The 15,765-nt window shown below is 72.6% G+C and carries 14 protein-coding genes; 11 read left to right on the top strand and 3 right to left on the bottom strand.

Translation table 11 applies throughout. The features are described 5' to 3' along the window. Positions 1-122 precede the first annotated feature (122 nt). Both ACXR8F_RS15080 and ACXR8F_RS15075 read left to right on the top strand, forming a co-directional pair. On the top strand, positions 123-1,169 hold the full coding sequence (locus tag ACXR8F_RS15080) for an NAD-dependent epimerase/dehydratase family protein (RefSeq protein WP_045187071.1): 1,047 nt from the start codon (positions 123-125) through the stop codon (positions 1,167-1,169). Then, complete coding sequence (locus ACXR8F_RS15075) at positions 1,166-3,106, top strand: lysophospholipid acyltransferase family protein (protein WP_458801639.1); 1,941 nt, start codon at positions 1,166-1,168, stop codon at positions 3,104-3,106. Before ACXR8F_RS15080 ends, ACXR8F_RS15075 begins: the two co-directional genes overlap by 4 nt. A gap of 54 nt (positions 3,107-3,160) precedes the next feature. Here the strand turns inward: ACXR8F_RS15075 and ACXR8F_RS15070 are convergent, their stop codons facing one another. Together ACXR8F_RS15070 and ACXR8F_RS15065 are read right to left on the bottom strand one after the other, a co-directional pair. Then, positions 3,161-4,531 carry a DUF5667 domain-containing protein gene (locus ACXR8F_RS15070; RefSeq protein ID WP_458801637.1) on the bottom strand — a complete coding sequence of 457 codons (1,371 nt, stop codon included), beginning with the start codon at positions 4,529-4,531 and terminating at the stop codon, positions 3,161-3,163. 337 nt (positions 4,532-4,868) lie between these two features. After that, positions 4,869-5,621 (bottom strand): sigma-70 family RNA polymerase sigma factor, encoded by a 753-nt coding sequence (locus ACXR8F_RS15065; RefSeq protein WP_082080639.1) that lies wholly within the window; start codon positions 5,619-5,621, stop codon positions 4,869-4,871. 228 nt (positions 5,622-5,849) lie between these two features. Here ACXR8F_RS15065 and ACXR8F_RS15060 point away from each other — a divergent pair, with 228 nt between their 5' ends. The 9 genes from ACXR8F_RS15060 (at position 5,850) to ACXR8F_RS15020 (ending at position 14,640) form a co-directional block, all read left to right on the top strand. Beyond that, a complete protein-coding gene (locus tag ACXR8F_RS15060; protein ID WP_045187063.1) occupies positions 5,850-6,113 on the top strand; it encodes a glutaredoxin family protein in 264 nt (87 codons plus the stop codon). A gap of 187 nt (positions 6,114-6,300) precedes the next feature. Continuing rightward, on the top strand, positions 6,301-6,984 hold the full coding sequence (locus tag ACXR8F_RS15055) for a redox-sensing transcriptional repressor Rex (protein ID WP_045187060.1): 684 nt from the start codon (positions 6,301-6,303) through the stop codon (positions 6,982-6,984). Continuing rightward, entirely contained in the window at positions 6,981-8,363 is a 1,383-nt protein-coding gene (hemA, locus tag ACXR8F_RS15050) for a glutamyl-tRNA reductase (protein ID WP_045187057.1), read from the top strand. The genes ACXR8F_RS15055 and hemA overlap by 4 nt, the downstream gene beginning before the upstream one ends. After that, the gene (hemC, locus tag ACXR8F_RS15045) at positions 8,360-9,328 is read left to right on the top strand and encodes a hydroxymethylbilane synthase (protein ID WP_458801634.1); all 969 of its coding nucleotides are present in this window, start codon (positions 8,360-8,362) and stop codon (positions 9,326-9,328) included. Before hemA ends, hemC begins: the two co-directional genes overlap by 4 nt. Then, a complete protein-coding gene (locus tag ACXR8F_RS15040) occupies positions 9,325-10,974 on the top strand; it encodes a bifunctional uroporphyrinogen-III C-methyltransferase/uroporphyrinogen-III synthase (RefSeq protein WP_458801632.1) in 1,650 nt (549 codons plus the stop codon). Before hemC ends, ACXR8F_RS15040 begins: the two co-directional genes overlap by 4 nt. Before the next feature lie 10 nt (positions 10,975-10,984). Beyond that, on the top strand, positions 10,985-11,950 hold the full coding sequence (gene hemB / locus ACXR8F_RS15035; protein WP_458801630.1) for a porphobilinogen synthase: 966 nt from the start codon (positions 10,985-10,987) through the stop codon (positions 11,948-11,950). 35 nt (positions 11,951-11,985) lie between these two features. Further along, complete coding sequence (locus ACXR8F_RS15030; RefSeq protein WP_045187045.1) at positions 11,986-12,471, top strand: MarR family winged helix-turn-helix transcriptional regulator; 486 nt, start codon at positions 11,986-11,988, stop codon at positions 12,469-12,471. A 60-nt stretch (positions 12,472-12,531) separates the two neighbouring features. After that, entirely contained in the window at positions 12,532-13,869 is a 1,338-nt protein-coding gene (hemL, locus tag ACXR8F_RS15025; RefSeq protein ID WP_458801628.1) for a glutamate-1-semialdehyde 2,1-aminomutase, read from the top strand. Positions 13,870-14,019: 150 nt separating this feature from the next. Beyond that, positions 14,020-14,640 carry an antibiotic biosynthesis monooxygenase gene (locus ACXR8F_RS15020; RefSeq protein ID WP_082080644.1) on the top strand — a complete coding sequence of 207 codons (621 nt, stop codon included), beginning with the start codon at positions 14,020-14,022 and terminating at the stop codon, positions 14,638-14,640. 73 nt (positions 14,641-14,713) lie between these two features. Here ACXR8F_RS15020 and ACXR8F_RS15015 read toward each other — a convergent pair whose 3' ends face one another. Further along, the gene (locus tag ACXR8F_RS15015; RefSeq protein ID WP_458801626.1) at positions 14,714-15,331 is read right to left on the bottom strand and encodes a LysE family transporter; all 618 of its coding nucleotides are present in this window, start codon (positions 15,329-15,331) and stop codon (positions 14,714-14,716) included. Positions 15,332-15,765: the final 434 nt, after the last annotated feature.

The raw sequence follows: 15,765 nt of genomic DNA, 5'->3' as shown, positions 1-15,765 counted from the left end.
GGCCCGGCTTCCGGTGCGAGACGCTCGCCACATCCACGCTCCGAGGCCGTACGCAAGCCGTCTGGGCGACAACCCATCGGTAGGCTGCACCAGACGGTAGGGGCCGACGACAGGAGGACGTGATGGCAAAGGTCGTCCTCGTGACGGGGGTGTCCCGCTACCTCGGCGGGCTCTACGCCCGCCGGTTGTCGGCCGACCCGTCCATCGAGCGGATCCTCGGCGTCGACGTCGTGCCCCCGAAGCACTCGATCGGACGAGCCGAGTTCGTGCGGGCCGACATCCGCAACCCGATGATCGGGCGCATCATGGCCCAGGCCTCGGTCGACACGGTCGTGCACATGAACGTCATCGCGACGCCCAAGGACTCCGGCGGGCGGGTGACGCAGAAGGAGATCAACGTCATCGGCACGATGCAGCTGCTCGCTGCCTGCCAGAAGTCCGAGTCGGTGACGCGCCTCGTCGTGAAGTCGTCCGCCGCCGTCTACGGCTCCTCGCCGCGTGACCCGGCCATGTTCAGCGAGGACATGAACCCCAAGACGCTGCCGCGCACCGGGTTCGGCAAGGACTCCGTCGAGGTCGAGGGCTACGTGCGCGGGTTCTCGCGCCGCCGGCCCGACGTCGAGATCACCATGCTGCGCTTCGCCAATGTCGTCGGCCCGAGCATCCACACCGCCATCACCGACTACTTCTCGCTGCCCGTCGTGCCCGTGCCGCTCGGCTTCGACGCCCGGTTCCAGTTCGTCCACGAGGACGACGCGACCGCGGCCATGATCCTCGCCACCACCGGACCCGCCGTGGGCATCGTCAACGTCGCCGGCGACGGCTTCCTCACGGTGACGCAGTGCACGGCCATCGCCCGTCGCCCGATCCTGCCGCTGCCCCTCCCGGCTGCCGGTCTCATCGGCAACCTCGTGAAGCGCAGCGGCCTCGCCGACTTCTCGTCGGACCAGCTGACCTTCCTCGCCTTCGGCCGGGGCCTCGACACCCACCGGATGCGGTCGGTCTTCGGCTTCGAACCGCACTACACGACCCGGTCCGCCTTCGAGGACTACGCCAGCCACCTGCGCCCCGCCGTGCCCGGCGTCGAGGGCGTCGGTGACGTCGTCAGCGATGCCGCCGGCGGCACCGCGGCCGCCATCGCCCGAGTCTTCGACAGGATCCAGCCGTGACCACCGAGCCCACCGACCAGACGCGGCAGGCGGGGAACGCCGCGCCGGCCACGCCCGAAGGGCAGGCGACGGAGACGGCGACGCCGGCGAACATCGCCGCCAAGCCCACCGCTGCGAAGAAGGCCGCTGTCAAGAAGGCTGCTGTGAAGAAGGCTGCTGTGAAGAAGGCTGCCGTGAAGAAGGCTGCGGCCAAGCAGCCCGCTGCGCGGAAGTCCGCGTCGAAAGCAACGTCGAAGTCCGCGTCCAAGTCTGCGTCCAAGAAGCCCCCGTCGAAGACGTCGACGGCCACGCGTACTGCTGCGGTCAAGGCAGCGGGCAGCACCCCCGCCGAGAAGGTCTCGGCCCCTACGACGGCCGCCACGAAGGCGTCCGCGCGCGAGGCGTCACAGCCGCGCTCGGGCGGCGCGTTCGCAGCGGGCGCAGCGCGGGCCTCGGGCGAGCGCCGACGTCGCAGCGGCACGCCGCTGCTGCCGACGCAGCCCGTCGAGGTGAGCCACGCTCGGCACCGGTCCGTCGGTGCGGCCAGCACGACCCCTCCGGACGAGCCGGTCGAGGTCGCCGACACCCCGGTCTCCGTCGACGCTCCGGGCGAGCAGCCCGACGACTCGTCGCTCGGCGCGACCGCCACCAGCGACGTCCCCGCCGCCGCAGCGGCCAGTCCGCCGACCAGCGGTGCGGGCCGTCGCCCGCGCACGAGCGAGCCGGCCGACACGCCGACCACCCCGACCGCCCCGACCACCCCGACCACCCCGACCACCCCGACCACTCGGGCCAGGCCGAGCCGGGCCTCGATGCGCTCGACGCGGCGCACCGCGAACGGTGAGCCGACGCGGTTGCGGGCCGTGCCACGCGTGCCCGAGCCCGCCGCGACCCCGGGCGACGCGGGCGCCCCCGGAGCCGGGCGGCATACGCAAGCAGGCGGTGACGGCTGGGAGCACGCGCTGACCTCGGGGCTGCAGTCGCGGGCCGAGAAGCTCGTGGGCGCGGTGCTCGAGGGTGCCGAGTTCACGTCCGAGTCCCGCCCCGGACCCGCCGAGCTCGTCGAGCTGGCCATCAACGTGCTGCGCGCCGCGGCGACGTCGGCCGGGGTGCCGGCGGAGGACGTCGAGCGCCAGGTCGCCGAGACGCTGGCCTACCTCAGGCGGCGGCTGTCGGGCGACTACGTCGTCGACGAGTTCGGCTTCGACGAGGACTACACGATCAACGTCCACCTGCCCCTGCTGCGACCGCTCTACAAGAGGTGGTTCCGGGTTGAGGTGCGTGGCATCGAGAACATCCCCGACGAGGGCGGCGCGCTCGTCGTCGGCAACCACTCGGGCACCGTCGCCATGGACTCGCTCATGACGCAGGTCGCCGTCTACGACGAGCACCCGAAGAAGCGACACCTGCGCATGCTGGGGGCCGACCTCGTCTTCCAGATGCCCTTCATCGGCACCATGGCGCGCCGGTCGGGAACCACCCTGGCGGCCAACACCGACGCCGAGCGCCTGCTCGCGGGCGGTTCGCTCGTCGGCGTCTGGCCCGAGGGGTTCAAGGGGGTCGGCAAGCCGTTCAGCGAGCGCTACAAGCTGCAGCGCTTCGGCCGCGGTGGCTTCGTGTCGGCGGCCCTGCGCGCCGGCGTGCCGATCGTGCCGGTGTCGATCGTCGGTGCCGAGGAGATCTACCCGATCCTCGGCAACATGCCGGCCGTCGCGCGGCTGCTGGGGCTGCCGTACGCGCCGATCACGCCGACGTTCCCGCTTCTCGGCCCGCTCGGCATGGTGCCGCTGCCGAGCAAGTGGCTCATCGAGTTCGGGCCGCCGATCGACACGTCGGCCTTCGGGCCGGAGGCCGCCGACGACCCGATGCTCGTCTTCGACCTCACCGACCAGGTGCGCGAGACCATCCAGCAGACGCTCTACAGCCTGCTCATGCAGCGCAAGTCCGTCTTCCTCTGACCCGGCCCACCCGGCCCACCCGACCCCTCGCCCGGGGCGGAGCCGAGATGGCGCTTAGGGCAGCGGCTGGAGGGGGAGCGTCGTCGACGGCAGCAGCGGCAGCGCGGGCGGCGTGACGACGACCGTCGGCACCGGGATCGTCGCCCCGGGCAGCGTGATGCCGCCCCCGCCGACCCTGATGGTCGTGCTCGAGACCCCCACACGGGGGATGCTCACGGTCGCGCCCGGCAGCGTGACGCCGCCACCACCGAGCCCGCCCGACGTGCTGTTGACGCCGGCGCCCGGCAGGTTGATGGTGCCGCCGGGCAGCGTGACGCCGCCGGTGACGCCGGCACCGCCGCCCGGGAGCGGCACGGACGGAAGCGGAGCGCTCGGCAGGCCGCCCCCGGGGAGGGTCGCGGACGGCAGCTGCGGCCGGGGGAGCGAGACCGAGGGCCGCGGCGCGGTGCTCGAGGGTCGCGGCGTCGCCGTGGCGCCCGGACGGGTCGTCACGAGGCCGCTGAGCAGCTGCTTCGCCTGGTCGGCGCGGTCGCTGCACACGGTGCACGAGGCGAGGTCGCGGAGCGTGGCCACCTGGCTGGCACCCAGCAGGTCACGCAGCCGCTGCCAGGCGGGCAGGGAGGCGGCCGGCACGCGCGGTCGCATCGCGTCGACCTGCGGGATCGCCCGGGTGTAGAAGTCGGACAGCTCCGTGAGGGCGTCGGTCCGACCATCGGTGCGGTAGGCCTCGAGCAGGATCGTCTGCGCGCGCCGCGTGGCGTCGGCGGCGGAGTCGTAGGCCGTGTCGAGGTCGTGCGTCGAGGGCTCGCCGCGGTCGATGAGGCTGCGGGCGTCGCCGATGTGCTCCTGCGCCTGGGCGAGGTAGGTGAGCCCCTGCTCGTAGCGCGAGCCGGCCAGCTGGACGGCCGCCCGGTCGAGGAGCTGCTTGACGCCGTAGAGCGCGTCGCCGGGCACCGCGGACCTCGAGGCGAACCCGAGCGCGCCGCCGATGACCAGCACCGCCGCGGCGGCGGCGGCCAGGAACTTCAGCGGCCGTGCCGCGACCCGAAGCACCGAGACGGTGCCGCCGGTTCTTGGACGTGCGGGGTCGGAGGAGCGCTCGGTGGCCCCGGGGACATCAGGGGCACCGGGGGCACCGGGGGCACCGGGGGCATCCGGAGTGCCCTCGGCGGAGGAGGGCTCGGCGTCGGTGTCGGAATCGCCCGGGGCCTCAGGCACGATCGGGACGACCGTCGTCGCGTCGTCGGCGAGGAGCCTGGCGCGCAGGTCGGTCACGAACTCGGCTCGCGGCGCGAGGCCGGCCTGGTCGACGGACTGGACGGCGTGGAGCACGGCGACGAGCTCGAGGATGCCGGGGTCGGAGATCCGCTCGCCGTCGAGGGCGCGCTGCAGCAGCTCGCCGTCGGCATTCGCGCCGAGGTCCATGTCCCCTCCTTCGTCTGTCGTCTGCTGGTCGTTGGTCGGTCAGCCGTTCTGGCTGGTCTGGCTGGTCTGGCTGGGGCGCCGGGTCTCGCCCGTCAGGGCGTCGGGGGTCCCGGCAGGCGCCCAGTGGCCCGACGGGGCGCCACGGGACGGCATACGGCGAGGGGTGGGTGGTGCAGGTTGCTCGTCAGGGACTCCAGCACCGTCGTCGCTGTCATGGAGCCGCCTGCGTTCACGCGATCCGCGGTCGCGCCGGTCGGCGCGCCGAGCGTCGGTCCGGGCCCACACGCACCGTCCCTACGCCGTGAGAACGACGCGGGTGGCAGTGGGGTTACGGGGTTCACAGCTCGACTCCCTCGAGCGCCTTGCGCAGAGCCCGCGTGGCGCGCAGCTGGAGCTGCTTGACGGCACCTTCGGACTTGCCGATGACCTTGGCGGTGTCGGCGAGGCTGAGGCCCTGGAGGAAGCGCAGGGTGATGCACTCGGCCTGGTCGGGGCCGAGTCCCCTGATCGCCTCGACGAGCCGCTCGTCGCGCAGCCGGGTGAGCACCTCGGCGTCGGGGGCATCGACCCGCTCGTCGGCGTCGCGCATGTCGGCCGTCGCGACCTCGAAGCGGAACTTCGCCGACTTCACGTGGTCGGCGATGAGGTTGCGGGCGATGGTGACGAACCACGCCGCGATGTCCTTGCCCTGCCACGTGAAGGAGTCGATGCGCCGCATGGCGCGCAGGAAGGTCTCGGAGGTGAGGTCCTCGGCGAGCGAACGGTTGGCCACGCGTACGAGCACGTAGCGGAAGACGGTGTCGACGTAGCTGTCGTAGAGCTGGGCGAAGGCCTCCTTGTCGCCGCCCTGGGCCAGCTCGACGAGTGCGGCGATCCGGGCCTGCTCGGCCGCGTCGCGCTCGGGGTGCGGGCGTCGGGGACCGAGCGATCCGGAGGGCGTCGGCCCGACGTCGACGTGCGCGGCGCTCTCGTTGGCGAGGGAGGCCCACAGCGCGTCGAGCGCGGAACGCCAGGAGGGCAGCGTCGGCGTGAGGCCAGACGTGAGCGCAGGGGAGAGGGCGGGCGTGAGGGCAGGCGTCACCGACACCATCGCCGGGAGCGTCCGCGGCGCGGTTACAGGGGCAGGTCGGCGGGCCGACGTCCTGTTCGAGCGCATTGGAGACAGTCTGGCGGAAGCGGGCCCCATCTGGGAGATCGATCGGCATTTGTGGCGCATGACCTACTCACCGGTACGCGTTCGCCCCACCAGTCCCAGCAGGTGTCGACGGCACGGCCGTCCGCGCCGCGCGCGCCTAGATTGCGCGCCTAGAGTGGGCGCATGACGATCCAGCAGCCCGATGCCGGGGGTGCGCCACGGGTGGTCCTGCTCGGACGCCCCGGCTGTCACCTGTGCGAGGAGGCCCGTGAGGTCGTGGCTCGCGTCACCTCCGAGCTCGGCGTGGCCTGGTCGGAGCAGTCGATCGACGACGACCCCGACCTGCTGCGCCGCTACGCCGAGCAGATCCCGGTGACCTTCGTCGACGGGCGACGTCACGAGTTCTGGCGGGTCGACGAGGCCCGCCTGCGCGCTGCCCTCCGCTGAGCCGGCCTGGCGGCCGGGCCCGCGGACGGCGACCTGCCTCGAGGGCGCGTCCCATGCCGTGGTAAGTCCCCGAAAGTCAACTTTGTGCATGGCTTCACAAACGTCTAGCCTGAACAGGTCCCCACGTGCTCCGCGTTCGGCTCGGTCCCGACCCGAACGCCTCGCTGAGAGGAGCCGGTGAGCAAGAGTGTCCGCCGACCCTGCACTGCGTCGAGAGATCCCCGACGCGACCGTCGCGCGGCTTCCCGAGTACCTTCGGACGCTCTCGCGCCTCGCTGAGGACGGCGTCCTGTCCGTCTCGTCCGAAGAGCTCGCAGCCGAGGTCGGAGTGCGCTCCGCGCAGCTGCGCAAGGACCTCAGCCACCTCGGCTCCTACGGGGTGCGCGGTGTCGGCTACGACGTCGAGACGCTGGCCCTCGAGATCTCGCGGGCGCTCGGACTCACCGAGGACTGGCCCGTCGCGATCGTCGGCATGGGCAACCTCGGGCACGCACTCGCCTCCTACTCCGGCTTCGTCACCAAGGGATTCCGCATCGTCGGCCTCTACGACGACGACCCGGCGCTCGTGGACGAGCGCGTCGTCGGGGTGCGCATCCGGCCGCTGCGCGAGATCGTCGACCACCACCAGGTCGACCCCATCGCCATCGGTGTCATCGCGACGCCGGCGCCTGCCGCGCAGGCCGTCTGCGACGCGCTCGTCGGCGCCGGCATCAGCTCGATCCTCAACTTCGCCCCCGCCGTGCTCTCGGTGCCCGAGGGCGTCGACGTGCGCCGCGTCGACCTGTCCACCGAGCTGCAGATCCTCGCCTTCCACGCCCAGCGCAAGTCGCTGGCGGCGGGCGACCTCCGGTCGGCGGTGGTCGCCCCGTGAGCCTGCTCGTCATCGGACTGTCCCACCACACCGCGCCGCTGTCGGTGCTCGAGGCGCTCTCCGAGCGTCCCGACCGCGCCGCTGCCATCGCGTCGTCCGTGCTCGGTTCGGCCACCGCCACCGAGGCCGTCGTGCTCTCCACGTGCAACCGGCTCGAGGTCTACGCCTCGGTGCCCGCCTTCCACCCCGCCGTCGCCGCCATCGGAGAGGCCCTCGCCCTCGCCGCCGGCATCGAGGAGCCCGAGGGGGTGCGCGACCCCGTCGAGCTGCCTCCGGGCGACCCGGCCGACGCCCTCGCCGCGCGCGCCGAGGCACTCGCCGACCACCTCTACGTCCGTTACGACGACGCCGCCGTCGCCCACGCGTTCACCGTCGCCTGCGGCCTCGACTCGATGGCCGTGGGTGAGGCGCAGGTGCTCGGCCAGATGCGCGACGCGCTCGCCGGCGCCCAGGAGCGCGGCCAGGTGGGAGAGACCCTCAACGCGCTCTTCCAGCGCGCGCTCCGGGTGGGCAAGCGCGCCCACACCGACACCGACATCGACCAGCACAGCGTCTCGCTCGTGCAGATCGCGCTCGAGGAGGCCGCCGAGGTGCTCGGCCCGCTCGAGGGCGTGTCCGCCGCGGTCATCGGTGCCGGCGGCATGAGCGGGCTCGCGGCGGCAACGACGTCCCGGGCGGGCGTGCGGTCGCTCACCATCGTCAACCGCACCCCCGAGCGCGCGGAGCGTCTCGCCGAGGCCACGTCGGGTACGCCACGCGCGTGGAGCGACCTCAGCGACGTCGTCGCCGAGAGCGACCTCGTCATCACCTGCACCGGCGCGGTGGGCCACGTGATCACGGCTGACCTGCTGGCCGACGGTGCTGCCCGGCGCGACGCACGGCCCCAGGTCGTCGTCGACCTGGCCCTGCCGCGCGACGTCGAGCCGGCAGACACCTGGCAACGGCCCGTGCCCGGCGTGACCCTCATCGACCTGCAGGCTCTGGGGCTGCTCCTCGAGGGCCGCGCCGACACCACGCAGGTGGTGCGCGTGCGCGACCTCGTCACCGGCGAGGTCGCCGACTACCTCACCCGCCGCATGGAGAAGTCCGTGGCGCCCACGGTGGCCGCGCTCCGGGCCCGGGCGGCCGACCTCGTCGCCACCGAGATGGACCGCCTCGACCAGCGCCTGCCCGGTCTCGACGAGACCACCCGGGCGGAGGTCGGTCTCGCAGTGCACCGCATCGTCGAGAAGCTCCTCCACACGCCGACCAAGCGCGTCAAGGAGTTCGCGATGGAGGGCAGCGGCGACGACTACGCCGCCGCGCTGCGCGAGCTCTTCGACCTCGAGCCCAAGGACGTCGCCAACGTGTCGACCCCGCCGAAGCGAGGGCAGTCATGACCGCACTGCGTCTCGGCACCCGCCGCTCCGCCCTCGCCACCACCCAGTCCGCCTGGGTGGCCGACCGGCTGCGCGACGCGGGCCACGACGTCGAGATCGTCGAGATCACGACCGAGGGCGACGTCTCGGGCGAGCTGCTCACGGCCATCGGCGGCACCGGCGTCTTCGCTGCCGCGATCCGCCACGCGCTGCTCGACGGACGCATCGACGTCGCCGTGCACTCGCTCAAGGACCTCCCCACGACGCCCGAGCCGGGGCTCGTCATCGCCGCAGTGCCGGTGCGCGAGGACAGCCGCGACGTGCTCGTGGCGCGTGACGGGCTCACGCTGGGCGAGCTGCCTCCCGGCTCCGTGGTCGGCACCGGGTCCCCCCGGCGCACCGCGCAGCTGGCGGCTCTCGGTCTCGGCCTCGACATCCGCCCCATTCGCGGAAACGTCGACACGAGAATCGGTTTCGTCACGTCGGGCAAGCTCGACGCCGTCGTCCTCGCCCGCGCGGGCCTCTCCAGGCTCGACCGCCTCACCGAGGCGACCGAGGTCATCGACCCGATCCAGGTGCTTCCCGCGCCCGGTCAGGGCGCCCTGGCCGTCGAGTGCCGGTCCGACCGGGCCGACGTCGTCGCAGCGGTCTCCGTGCTCGACGACGCCGACACCCGCGCCTGCGTCCTCGCCGAGCGGTCGCTCCTCGCGACCCTCGAGGCCGGCTGCACCGCGCCGGTGGGTGCGCTCGCCGAGGTCGTCGAGGGCGAGGACGGCCTGGAGCTGTCGCTCCGCGCCTTCGCCGGCAGCGAGGACGGATCCGTCGAGCTGCGCCGCTCGCTCGTCGGCCCGTACGAGGAGCCCGAGGCCCTCGGCGCCCGACTCGCCCACGTCCTTCTGGAGGACGGCGCCGCCGACCTCCAGGTCTCACCGTCAGCTGGACCCGCACCAGACCACGCCCCACACCAACCGGAGCAAGTTTCGTGACTCCTTCCCGCCAGCCGTCAGAGCAGACGGTCTCGACTCCCACCCACGCGACGACCCCTGCTCGCGTCGCCTTCGTCGGGTCCGGACCCGGTGACCCCGGTCTGATGACGCTGCGCGGCCGCGACCTGCTCGCCGCTGCCGACGTCGTCGTCACCGACCGGATCGCCCGCGACGACGTCGTGCTCCAGCACGCCCGGCCCGACGTCGAGATCGTCGACGCCGGACACGGCGAGCAGGGTCAGGAGCTGACCCACGCCGTGCGCGCCAAGCTCGTCGTCAAGGCCGCGAAGTCGGTGGGCCCCAACGGGCTCGTCGTGCGCCTCATGGACGGCGACCCCGCGACCTTCAACGGCCTCGTCGAGGAGGTGCGTGCCTGCCGCAAGGCCGGCATCACCTTCGACGTCGTGCCCGGCGTCTCCGCGCTCACGGCCGGCCCGACGTATGCCGGTGTGCCGCTGACCTCGAAGTCGACCGGCGCCGTCCACGTCGTCGGCGTCGACCGCTCGAGCGTCGACTGGTCGGCCTACACCGCCGACGACGACACGCTCGTGCTGCTCGGCGGCACCGACGGGATCCGGACCGCCCTCGCGGCGCTCCTCGCCGCCGGCCGACCGGCGGAGGCTCTCGTCGCGCTCTCGGCCAACGGCACCACCGTGCGCCAGTCGTCCGTCGCGACGACGCTGGGCGAAGCCGACTCCGTGTTCGCCGGCAAGGAGCCCCTCGAGGTCTCGCTCGCCGTCGTGTCGCCGAACGTCGGCCTGCGCGACGAGTTCGCGTGGTTCGAGAACAAGCCGCTGTTCGGGTGGAAGGTGCTCGTGCCGCGCACCCAGGCCCAGGCCGGCCCGATGGTCGAGCGCCTCGCGGCCTACGGGGCCACCGCCGACGTCGTCCCGACCATCTCGGTCGAGCCGCCGCGCACCCCGCAGCAGATGGAGAAGGCCGTCAAGGGCCTCGTCACCGGTCGCTACGAGTGGATCGGCTTCACCTCGGTCAACGCCGTGCGAGCGGTGCGTGAGCGCTTCGAGGAGCTCGGTCTCGACGCGCGCGCCTTCGCCGGTCTGAAGGTGGCTGCCGTCGGTGGTGTCACCGCCGACGCGCTGCGCGAGTGGGGCATCAACCCCGATCTCGTGCCGAGCGGGGAGCACTCTGCCGCAGGCCTGCTCGAGGTATGGCCCGAGTTCGACGAGGTGCTCGACCCGATCAACCGCGTGCTGCTGCCGCGCGCCGACATCGCCACCGAGACGCTCGTCGCGGGTCTGCGCGAGATGGGCTGGGAGGTCGACGACGTCACCGCCTACCGCACCGTGCGCGCGGCCCCGCCTGCGGCCTCGATCCGAGACGCGATCAAGGGCGGCGACTACGACGCAGTGGTCTTCACGTCGAGCTCGACGGTGCGCAACCTCGTCGGCATCGCCGGAAAGCCCCACGCCGCAACGGTGGTCGCCTGCATCGGTCCGGCCACGGCAAAGACGGCGCAGGAGCACGGTCTCCGGGTCGACGTGCTCGCACCCGAGGCGTCGGCGGTCAGCCTCGTCGACGCGCTGGCCGGGCACGGAGTCGGGCTCGCCGTCGCGGCCGCCGAGGCGGGGCAGCCGGTCCAGCGCCCCAGCGACAAGCGTCCGGCCTCGCGCCGTCGCGCCCGCTGACGGGCCCGCCGTGATCGAGCGTCCTCGTCGGCTCCGCCAGAACGCGGTCCTGCGGTCCCTCGTCGCCGAGACCCGGCTGCACCCGCGCGACCTCGTGCTCCCCGTTTTCGTGGGGGAGGGCCTGACCGAGCCCCGGCCGATCGAGAGCATGCCCGGCGTCCAGCAGCACACGCTCGAGAGCGTCGTCGACGTCGCGCGCCAGTGCGTGGCGAAGGGCCTCGGCGGCATCATGCTCTTCGGCGTGCCGCTGGAGAAGGACGCCACCGGCTCGGGCGCCATCGACCCCGACGGCATCCTCAACGTCGCGCTCCGCGCGGTGCGTGACGCGGTCGGCGACGACCTCATCGTCATGGCCGACACGTGCCTCGACGAGTTCACCGACCACGGCCACTGCGGGGTGCTCGACGAGCAGGGCCGGGTCGACAACGACGCCACCAACGAGCTCTACGCCCGGATGGCCGTCGCCCAGGCTCGCGCCGGCGCCCACGTCGTCGCGCCGAGCGGGATGATGGACGGCCAGGTCGCCGTCATCCGCGAGGCGCTCGACGCGGAGGGCCTCATGGACACGGTGATCCTCGCCTACGCGGCGAAGTACGCGTCTGCGTTCTTCGGGCCGTTCCGCGAGGCCGTCCAGTCGAGCCTGCAGGGCGACCGCCGCACCTACCAGCAGGACCCCGCCAACATCGTCGAGTCGCTGCGCGAGATCGACCTCGACATCGCCGAGGGCGCCGATCTGGTGATGGTCAAGCCGGCGATGTCCTACCTCGACGTCGTCGCGGCGGCCGCCGAGCGGTCGTCGGTGCCGGTCGCCGCCTACCAGGTGTCGGGCGAGTTCTCGATGATCCAGGCCGCTGCCGCCAACGGCTGGATCGACCTGCGCGCCACCGCCGTCGAGTCGCTGACGTCGATCCGCCGGGCCGGCGCACAGGTCATCCTCACGTACTTCGCCCTCGACGTGCCGGACTGGATCGCCTGAGACCACTACCATCTGGTACGTCGCAGGAGGTTGACATGGCAATTACGGGGGATGACGGGGTGCAGTGGCTCAGTGACGCCGAGCAGGCGTCGTGGCGGGCCATCCTGCGCGGCACCCGTCTGCTCGAGCGCGCGCTCGACGACGCGCTGGGCGACGCCGGGCTCCAGCTGAGCGAGTACGAGATCATCTCGATGCTCTCCGAGAGCCAGAACCACCGGCTGCGGATGTCCGAGCTCGCCGCGATGGTGGTGCAGTCGCGCAGCCGGCTGACCCACACCGCGAAGCGCCTCGAGGACCGGGGCTGGGTGACGCGCGAGCAGTGCGCCGACGACCGCCGCGGTGTCGAGCTCGTGCTGACGACGGGAGGACTCACGGCTGTCCGCGAGATCGCGCGCGTGCACGTGCAGAGCGTGCGCGACAACCTCGTCGACATCATGACGCCGGCGCAGTTCAGCGCCATCGGCGACGCGATGGCGATCGTGCGCGACCACCTCGACCCCGAGGGAGTCAGCGGCCGCTGAGCTGACGGCCCGACGGGCCCAGGGCGTACGCGTACGCCGGGGGTTGAGAGGATGGGACCCATGAGCTCGCAGCCCGCCCCCGTCCAGACCAGCCCCGACGCCCCGGCGTCCGCCGCGCTCCTCGCGCGGGCGAGCGAGGTGATCCCGGGCGGCGTCAACTCCCCGGTCCGTGCCTTCCGCGCCGTCGGCGGCACGCCGCGCTTCATGGCGAGCGGGTCGGGTCCGTGGCTCACCGACGCCGACGGCAAGCGCTACGTCGACCTCATCTGCTCCTGGGGTCCGATGATCCTCGGGCACGCGCACCCTGACGTCCTCGCTGCAGTGAACAGCGCTGCTGCACGCGGCTTCTCGTTCGGCACGCCGTCCGAGAACGAGGTCCGCCTCGCCGAGGAGATCGTCGCGAGGGTCGAGCCCGTCGACCAGGTGCGCCTCGTCAACTCGGGCACCGAGGCGACGATGTCGGCGATCCGCCTCGCGCGCGGCTTCACCGGTCGCGACGTCATCGTGAAGTTCGCGGGCTGCTACCACGGGCACGTCGACGCGCTGCTCGCCTCGGCCGGCTCGGGTGTCGCGACCTTCGCCCTTCCCGACTCGGCCGGGGTGCCGCGCTCCAGCGCCGGCGAGACGATCGTGCTGCCCTACAACGACCTCGGCGCGGTCGAGGCCGCCTTCGCGGAGCGTGGCCACGAGATCGCGGCCGTCATCACCGAGGCGGCCCCCGGAAACATGGGGGTCGTGCCACCCGCACCCGGCTTCACCGAGGGCCTGTTGCGCATCACCAAGGCGCACGGCGCACTGCTCGTCTCCGACGAGGTGATGACCGGGTTCCGTTGCAGCGCCTCGGGTTTCTACGGGCTCGAGGGGCCGTATGCCGCCGGGGCCCCCGACCTGTTCACGTTCGGCAAGGTGATGGGTGGCGGGTTCCCGACTGCAGCGTTCGGCGGGCGGGCAGATGTCATGGCCCTGCTCGCTCCGCAGGGGCCTGTCTACCAGGCCGGCACGCTGTCCGGTAACCCCGTCGCGTCCGCGGCCGGTCTCGCCACCCTGCAGGGCTGCACCCCCGCCGTCTACGAGCGGCTCGACACCGTGGCGCACGCCATCGCGGACGCCGTCGCGAGCGAGCTCACGGCGGCCTCGGTGCCCCACACCATCCAGTGGGCGGGCTCGATGTTCTCCGTCTTCTTCCGCGACGGCGCCGTCATGGGCTACGACGAGGCCAAGGACCAGGACACCGCGGCCTTCCGCCGCTTCTTCCACTCGATGCTGAGCCAGGGCGTGCACCTGCCGCCGAGCGCCTTCGAGTCGTGGTTCGTGTCCGCGTCGCACGACGACGAGGCGGTCGACCACGTCATCGGCGCGCTGCCCGCGGCAGCCCGTGCCGCGGCCACGGCCGACTGAGCCACGACGTGGCCGCGCGGCCCCGCGGTGCCGGCCCGACGGCATACGCCCTCGGGAGCGGCAGGGCATTGTCGGGGCGGGCCCGGGAGAGGAGTCTGGACGGTGACGGCGGCGCCGTCCGGGCGCTGCCTCGACCGAGGGAGGTGGGCCGTGCACGCACGTTCCACGACGGTCATGGGCCGTCCCGGCATGATCGAGACCGGAATCGCGCACGTGCAGGACGTGGTGATGCCGCGGGTCAGGGAGATGGACGGGTGCATCGGCCTGTCCATGGTGGCCGACCGCACGAGCGGCCGCTGCATCGTGACGACCGCCTGGCGTGACGAGGATGCGATGCGGGCCACGGCCAGCATGGTCGAGCCGCTGCGCACCCAGGCTGCGGAGATGCTCGGAGGTGAGGCGAGCGTCGACGAGTGGGAGATCGCCTACCTGCACCGCGACCACCGGGCCGCCGACGGTTGCTGCGCCCGCATCACGTGGACCGAGGCCGACCCCGGCTCGATCGACCGCGTCATGGATGCGTTCCGGATGGGGATCATGCCCCGCGTCGAGCAGCTGGAGGGCTTCTGCAGCGCCAGCATGTTCGTCGACCGTGCCTCCGGGCGGGCCTGCGTGACAGCGACATACGACTCGACGGAGGCGATGATGGCGAACCGGAACGCAGCCATGGGGATGCGCGCCGACCTCGCGGCCGAGACGGGGCTGCGCATCATGGAGGTAGGCGAGTTCTCGCTCGCCATCGCGCACCTCGACGTGCCTGAGATGGTCTGACTGGCAGGCTGATTCGTCGATGGCGCCGCCCGATCAGGTGGCGCCATCGGCATGGCTGCCGGTGCGCCGCGGGCTAGTGGACGGCCGCGAGGAGCACTCCCACACCCACGAAGAGTCCGCCGAAGACCCGGTTGAGGGTGCGCTGCCCCGACTCGCGCTCGGTCAGCCGGCCCAGGCCACGCGCGGCCGCGGCGAAGAAGAACCACATGACGACCACGTCGACGGCGACCACCGTCGCGGCAAGCACGGCGTACTGCATCAGCAACGGCTGCTCGGGGCGGATGAACTGCGGCGTGAAGGCGAGGAAGAAGACGACGGCCTTCGGGTTGGTGAGGTTGACGAGCAGCCCGCGGCGGAACATCGACCAGGCGGGCTCGTGCTGCAGCTCGCCGACCCTGGCAGCAGCAGCGCGTGAGCGGAACTGCCGCACGCCGAGGAAGACGAGGTACGCGGCGCCGGCGTAACGGATGACGTTGAAGAGCACGGACGAGCCCGCCACCAGCACCCCGACACCCGCGGCGACGATCGCGATGTGGGCGAGCAGTGCCACCTGCTGCCCGAGGATGCCCCAGATCGAGCGGGTCCAGCCCGACCCGAGGGAGTTGGCCATGGTGTTGACGGCTCCGGCGCCCGGGGTGAACGAGATCAGCGCGCTGGCGGCGACGAGGGTGAACCAGAGTGACCACGACACGATCGCGAGTGTAGGTCGGCCACGGGTCGGAACGGATTCGGCGTCCGTGCGCTGCGTTCGCCGGCGGAGCGCTGTCGGTGGTAGCACATATGTTCGACTCATGGCATCGGAACCGTCGACGCTCGAGCTCCTGAGGAGCCGGCTGGCTGACCTCGAGGAGCGTCAGCGTGCGGCGGGTGGCGTGGCCGAGGCCGGGTTCCGGCAGCTGTTCCCGGGGCGTATGCCGTCTGGTTCGTCCCAGCAGACCGCGGCTTCCCGACGGGGCGCGCCGACACCGGCTACGGCGACCGGGGCATGTGGGTCAGGCGCGCCAGGCGCGCCGCTATCGCGTAGGCGTGGCAGGGCATGGCGGGTAGCGCCTGAGTCGCGGCCCGCCTCGAAGCCGCAGGGGGCGTGGGAGGGGTGGTCGACGCAGGAGCTGGAGTCGGTGGACC

Source organism: Terrabacter sp. AAH1, assembly GCF_054456855.1.
This window is presented reverse-complemented; position numbering and strand designations above follow the sequence as displayed.

Coding starts and splice junctions, on each gene's coding strand:
- ACXR8F_RS15080 (WP_045187071.1), top strand. CDS start 123: ATGGCAAAGGTCGTCCTCGTGACGGGGGTGTCCCGCTACCTCGGCGGG.
- ACXR8F_RS15070 (WP_458801637.1), bottom strand. CDS start 4,531: ATGGACCTCGGCGCGAATGCCGACGGCGAGCTGCTGCAGCGCGCCCTC.
- ACXR8F_RS15065 (WP_082080639.1), bottom strand. CDS start 5,621: ATGGTGTCGGTGACGCCTGCCCTCACGCCCGCCCTCTCCCCTGCGCTC.
- ACXR8F_RS15060 (WP_045187063.1), top strand. CDS start 5,850: ATGACGATCCAGCAGCCCGATGCCGGGGGTGCGCCACGGGTGGTCCTG.
- hemC (WP_458801634.1), top strand. CDS start 8,360: ATGACCGCACTGCGTCTCGGCACCCGCCGCTCCGCCCTCGCCACCACC.
- ACXR8F_RS15030 (WP_045187045.1), top strand. CDS start 11,986: ATGGCAATTACGGGGGATGACGGGGTGCAGTGGCTCAGTGACGCCGAG.
- hemL (WP_458801628.1), top strand. CDS start 12,532: ATGAGCTCGCAGCCCGCCCCCGTCCAGACCAGCCCCGACGCCCCGGCG.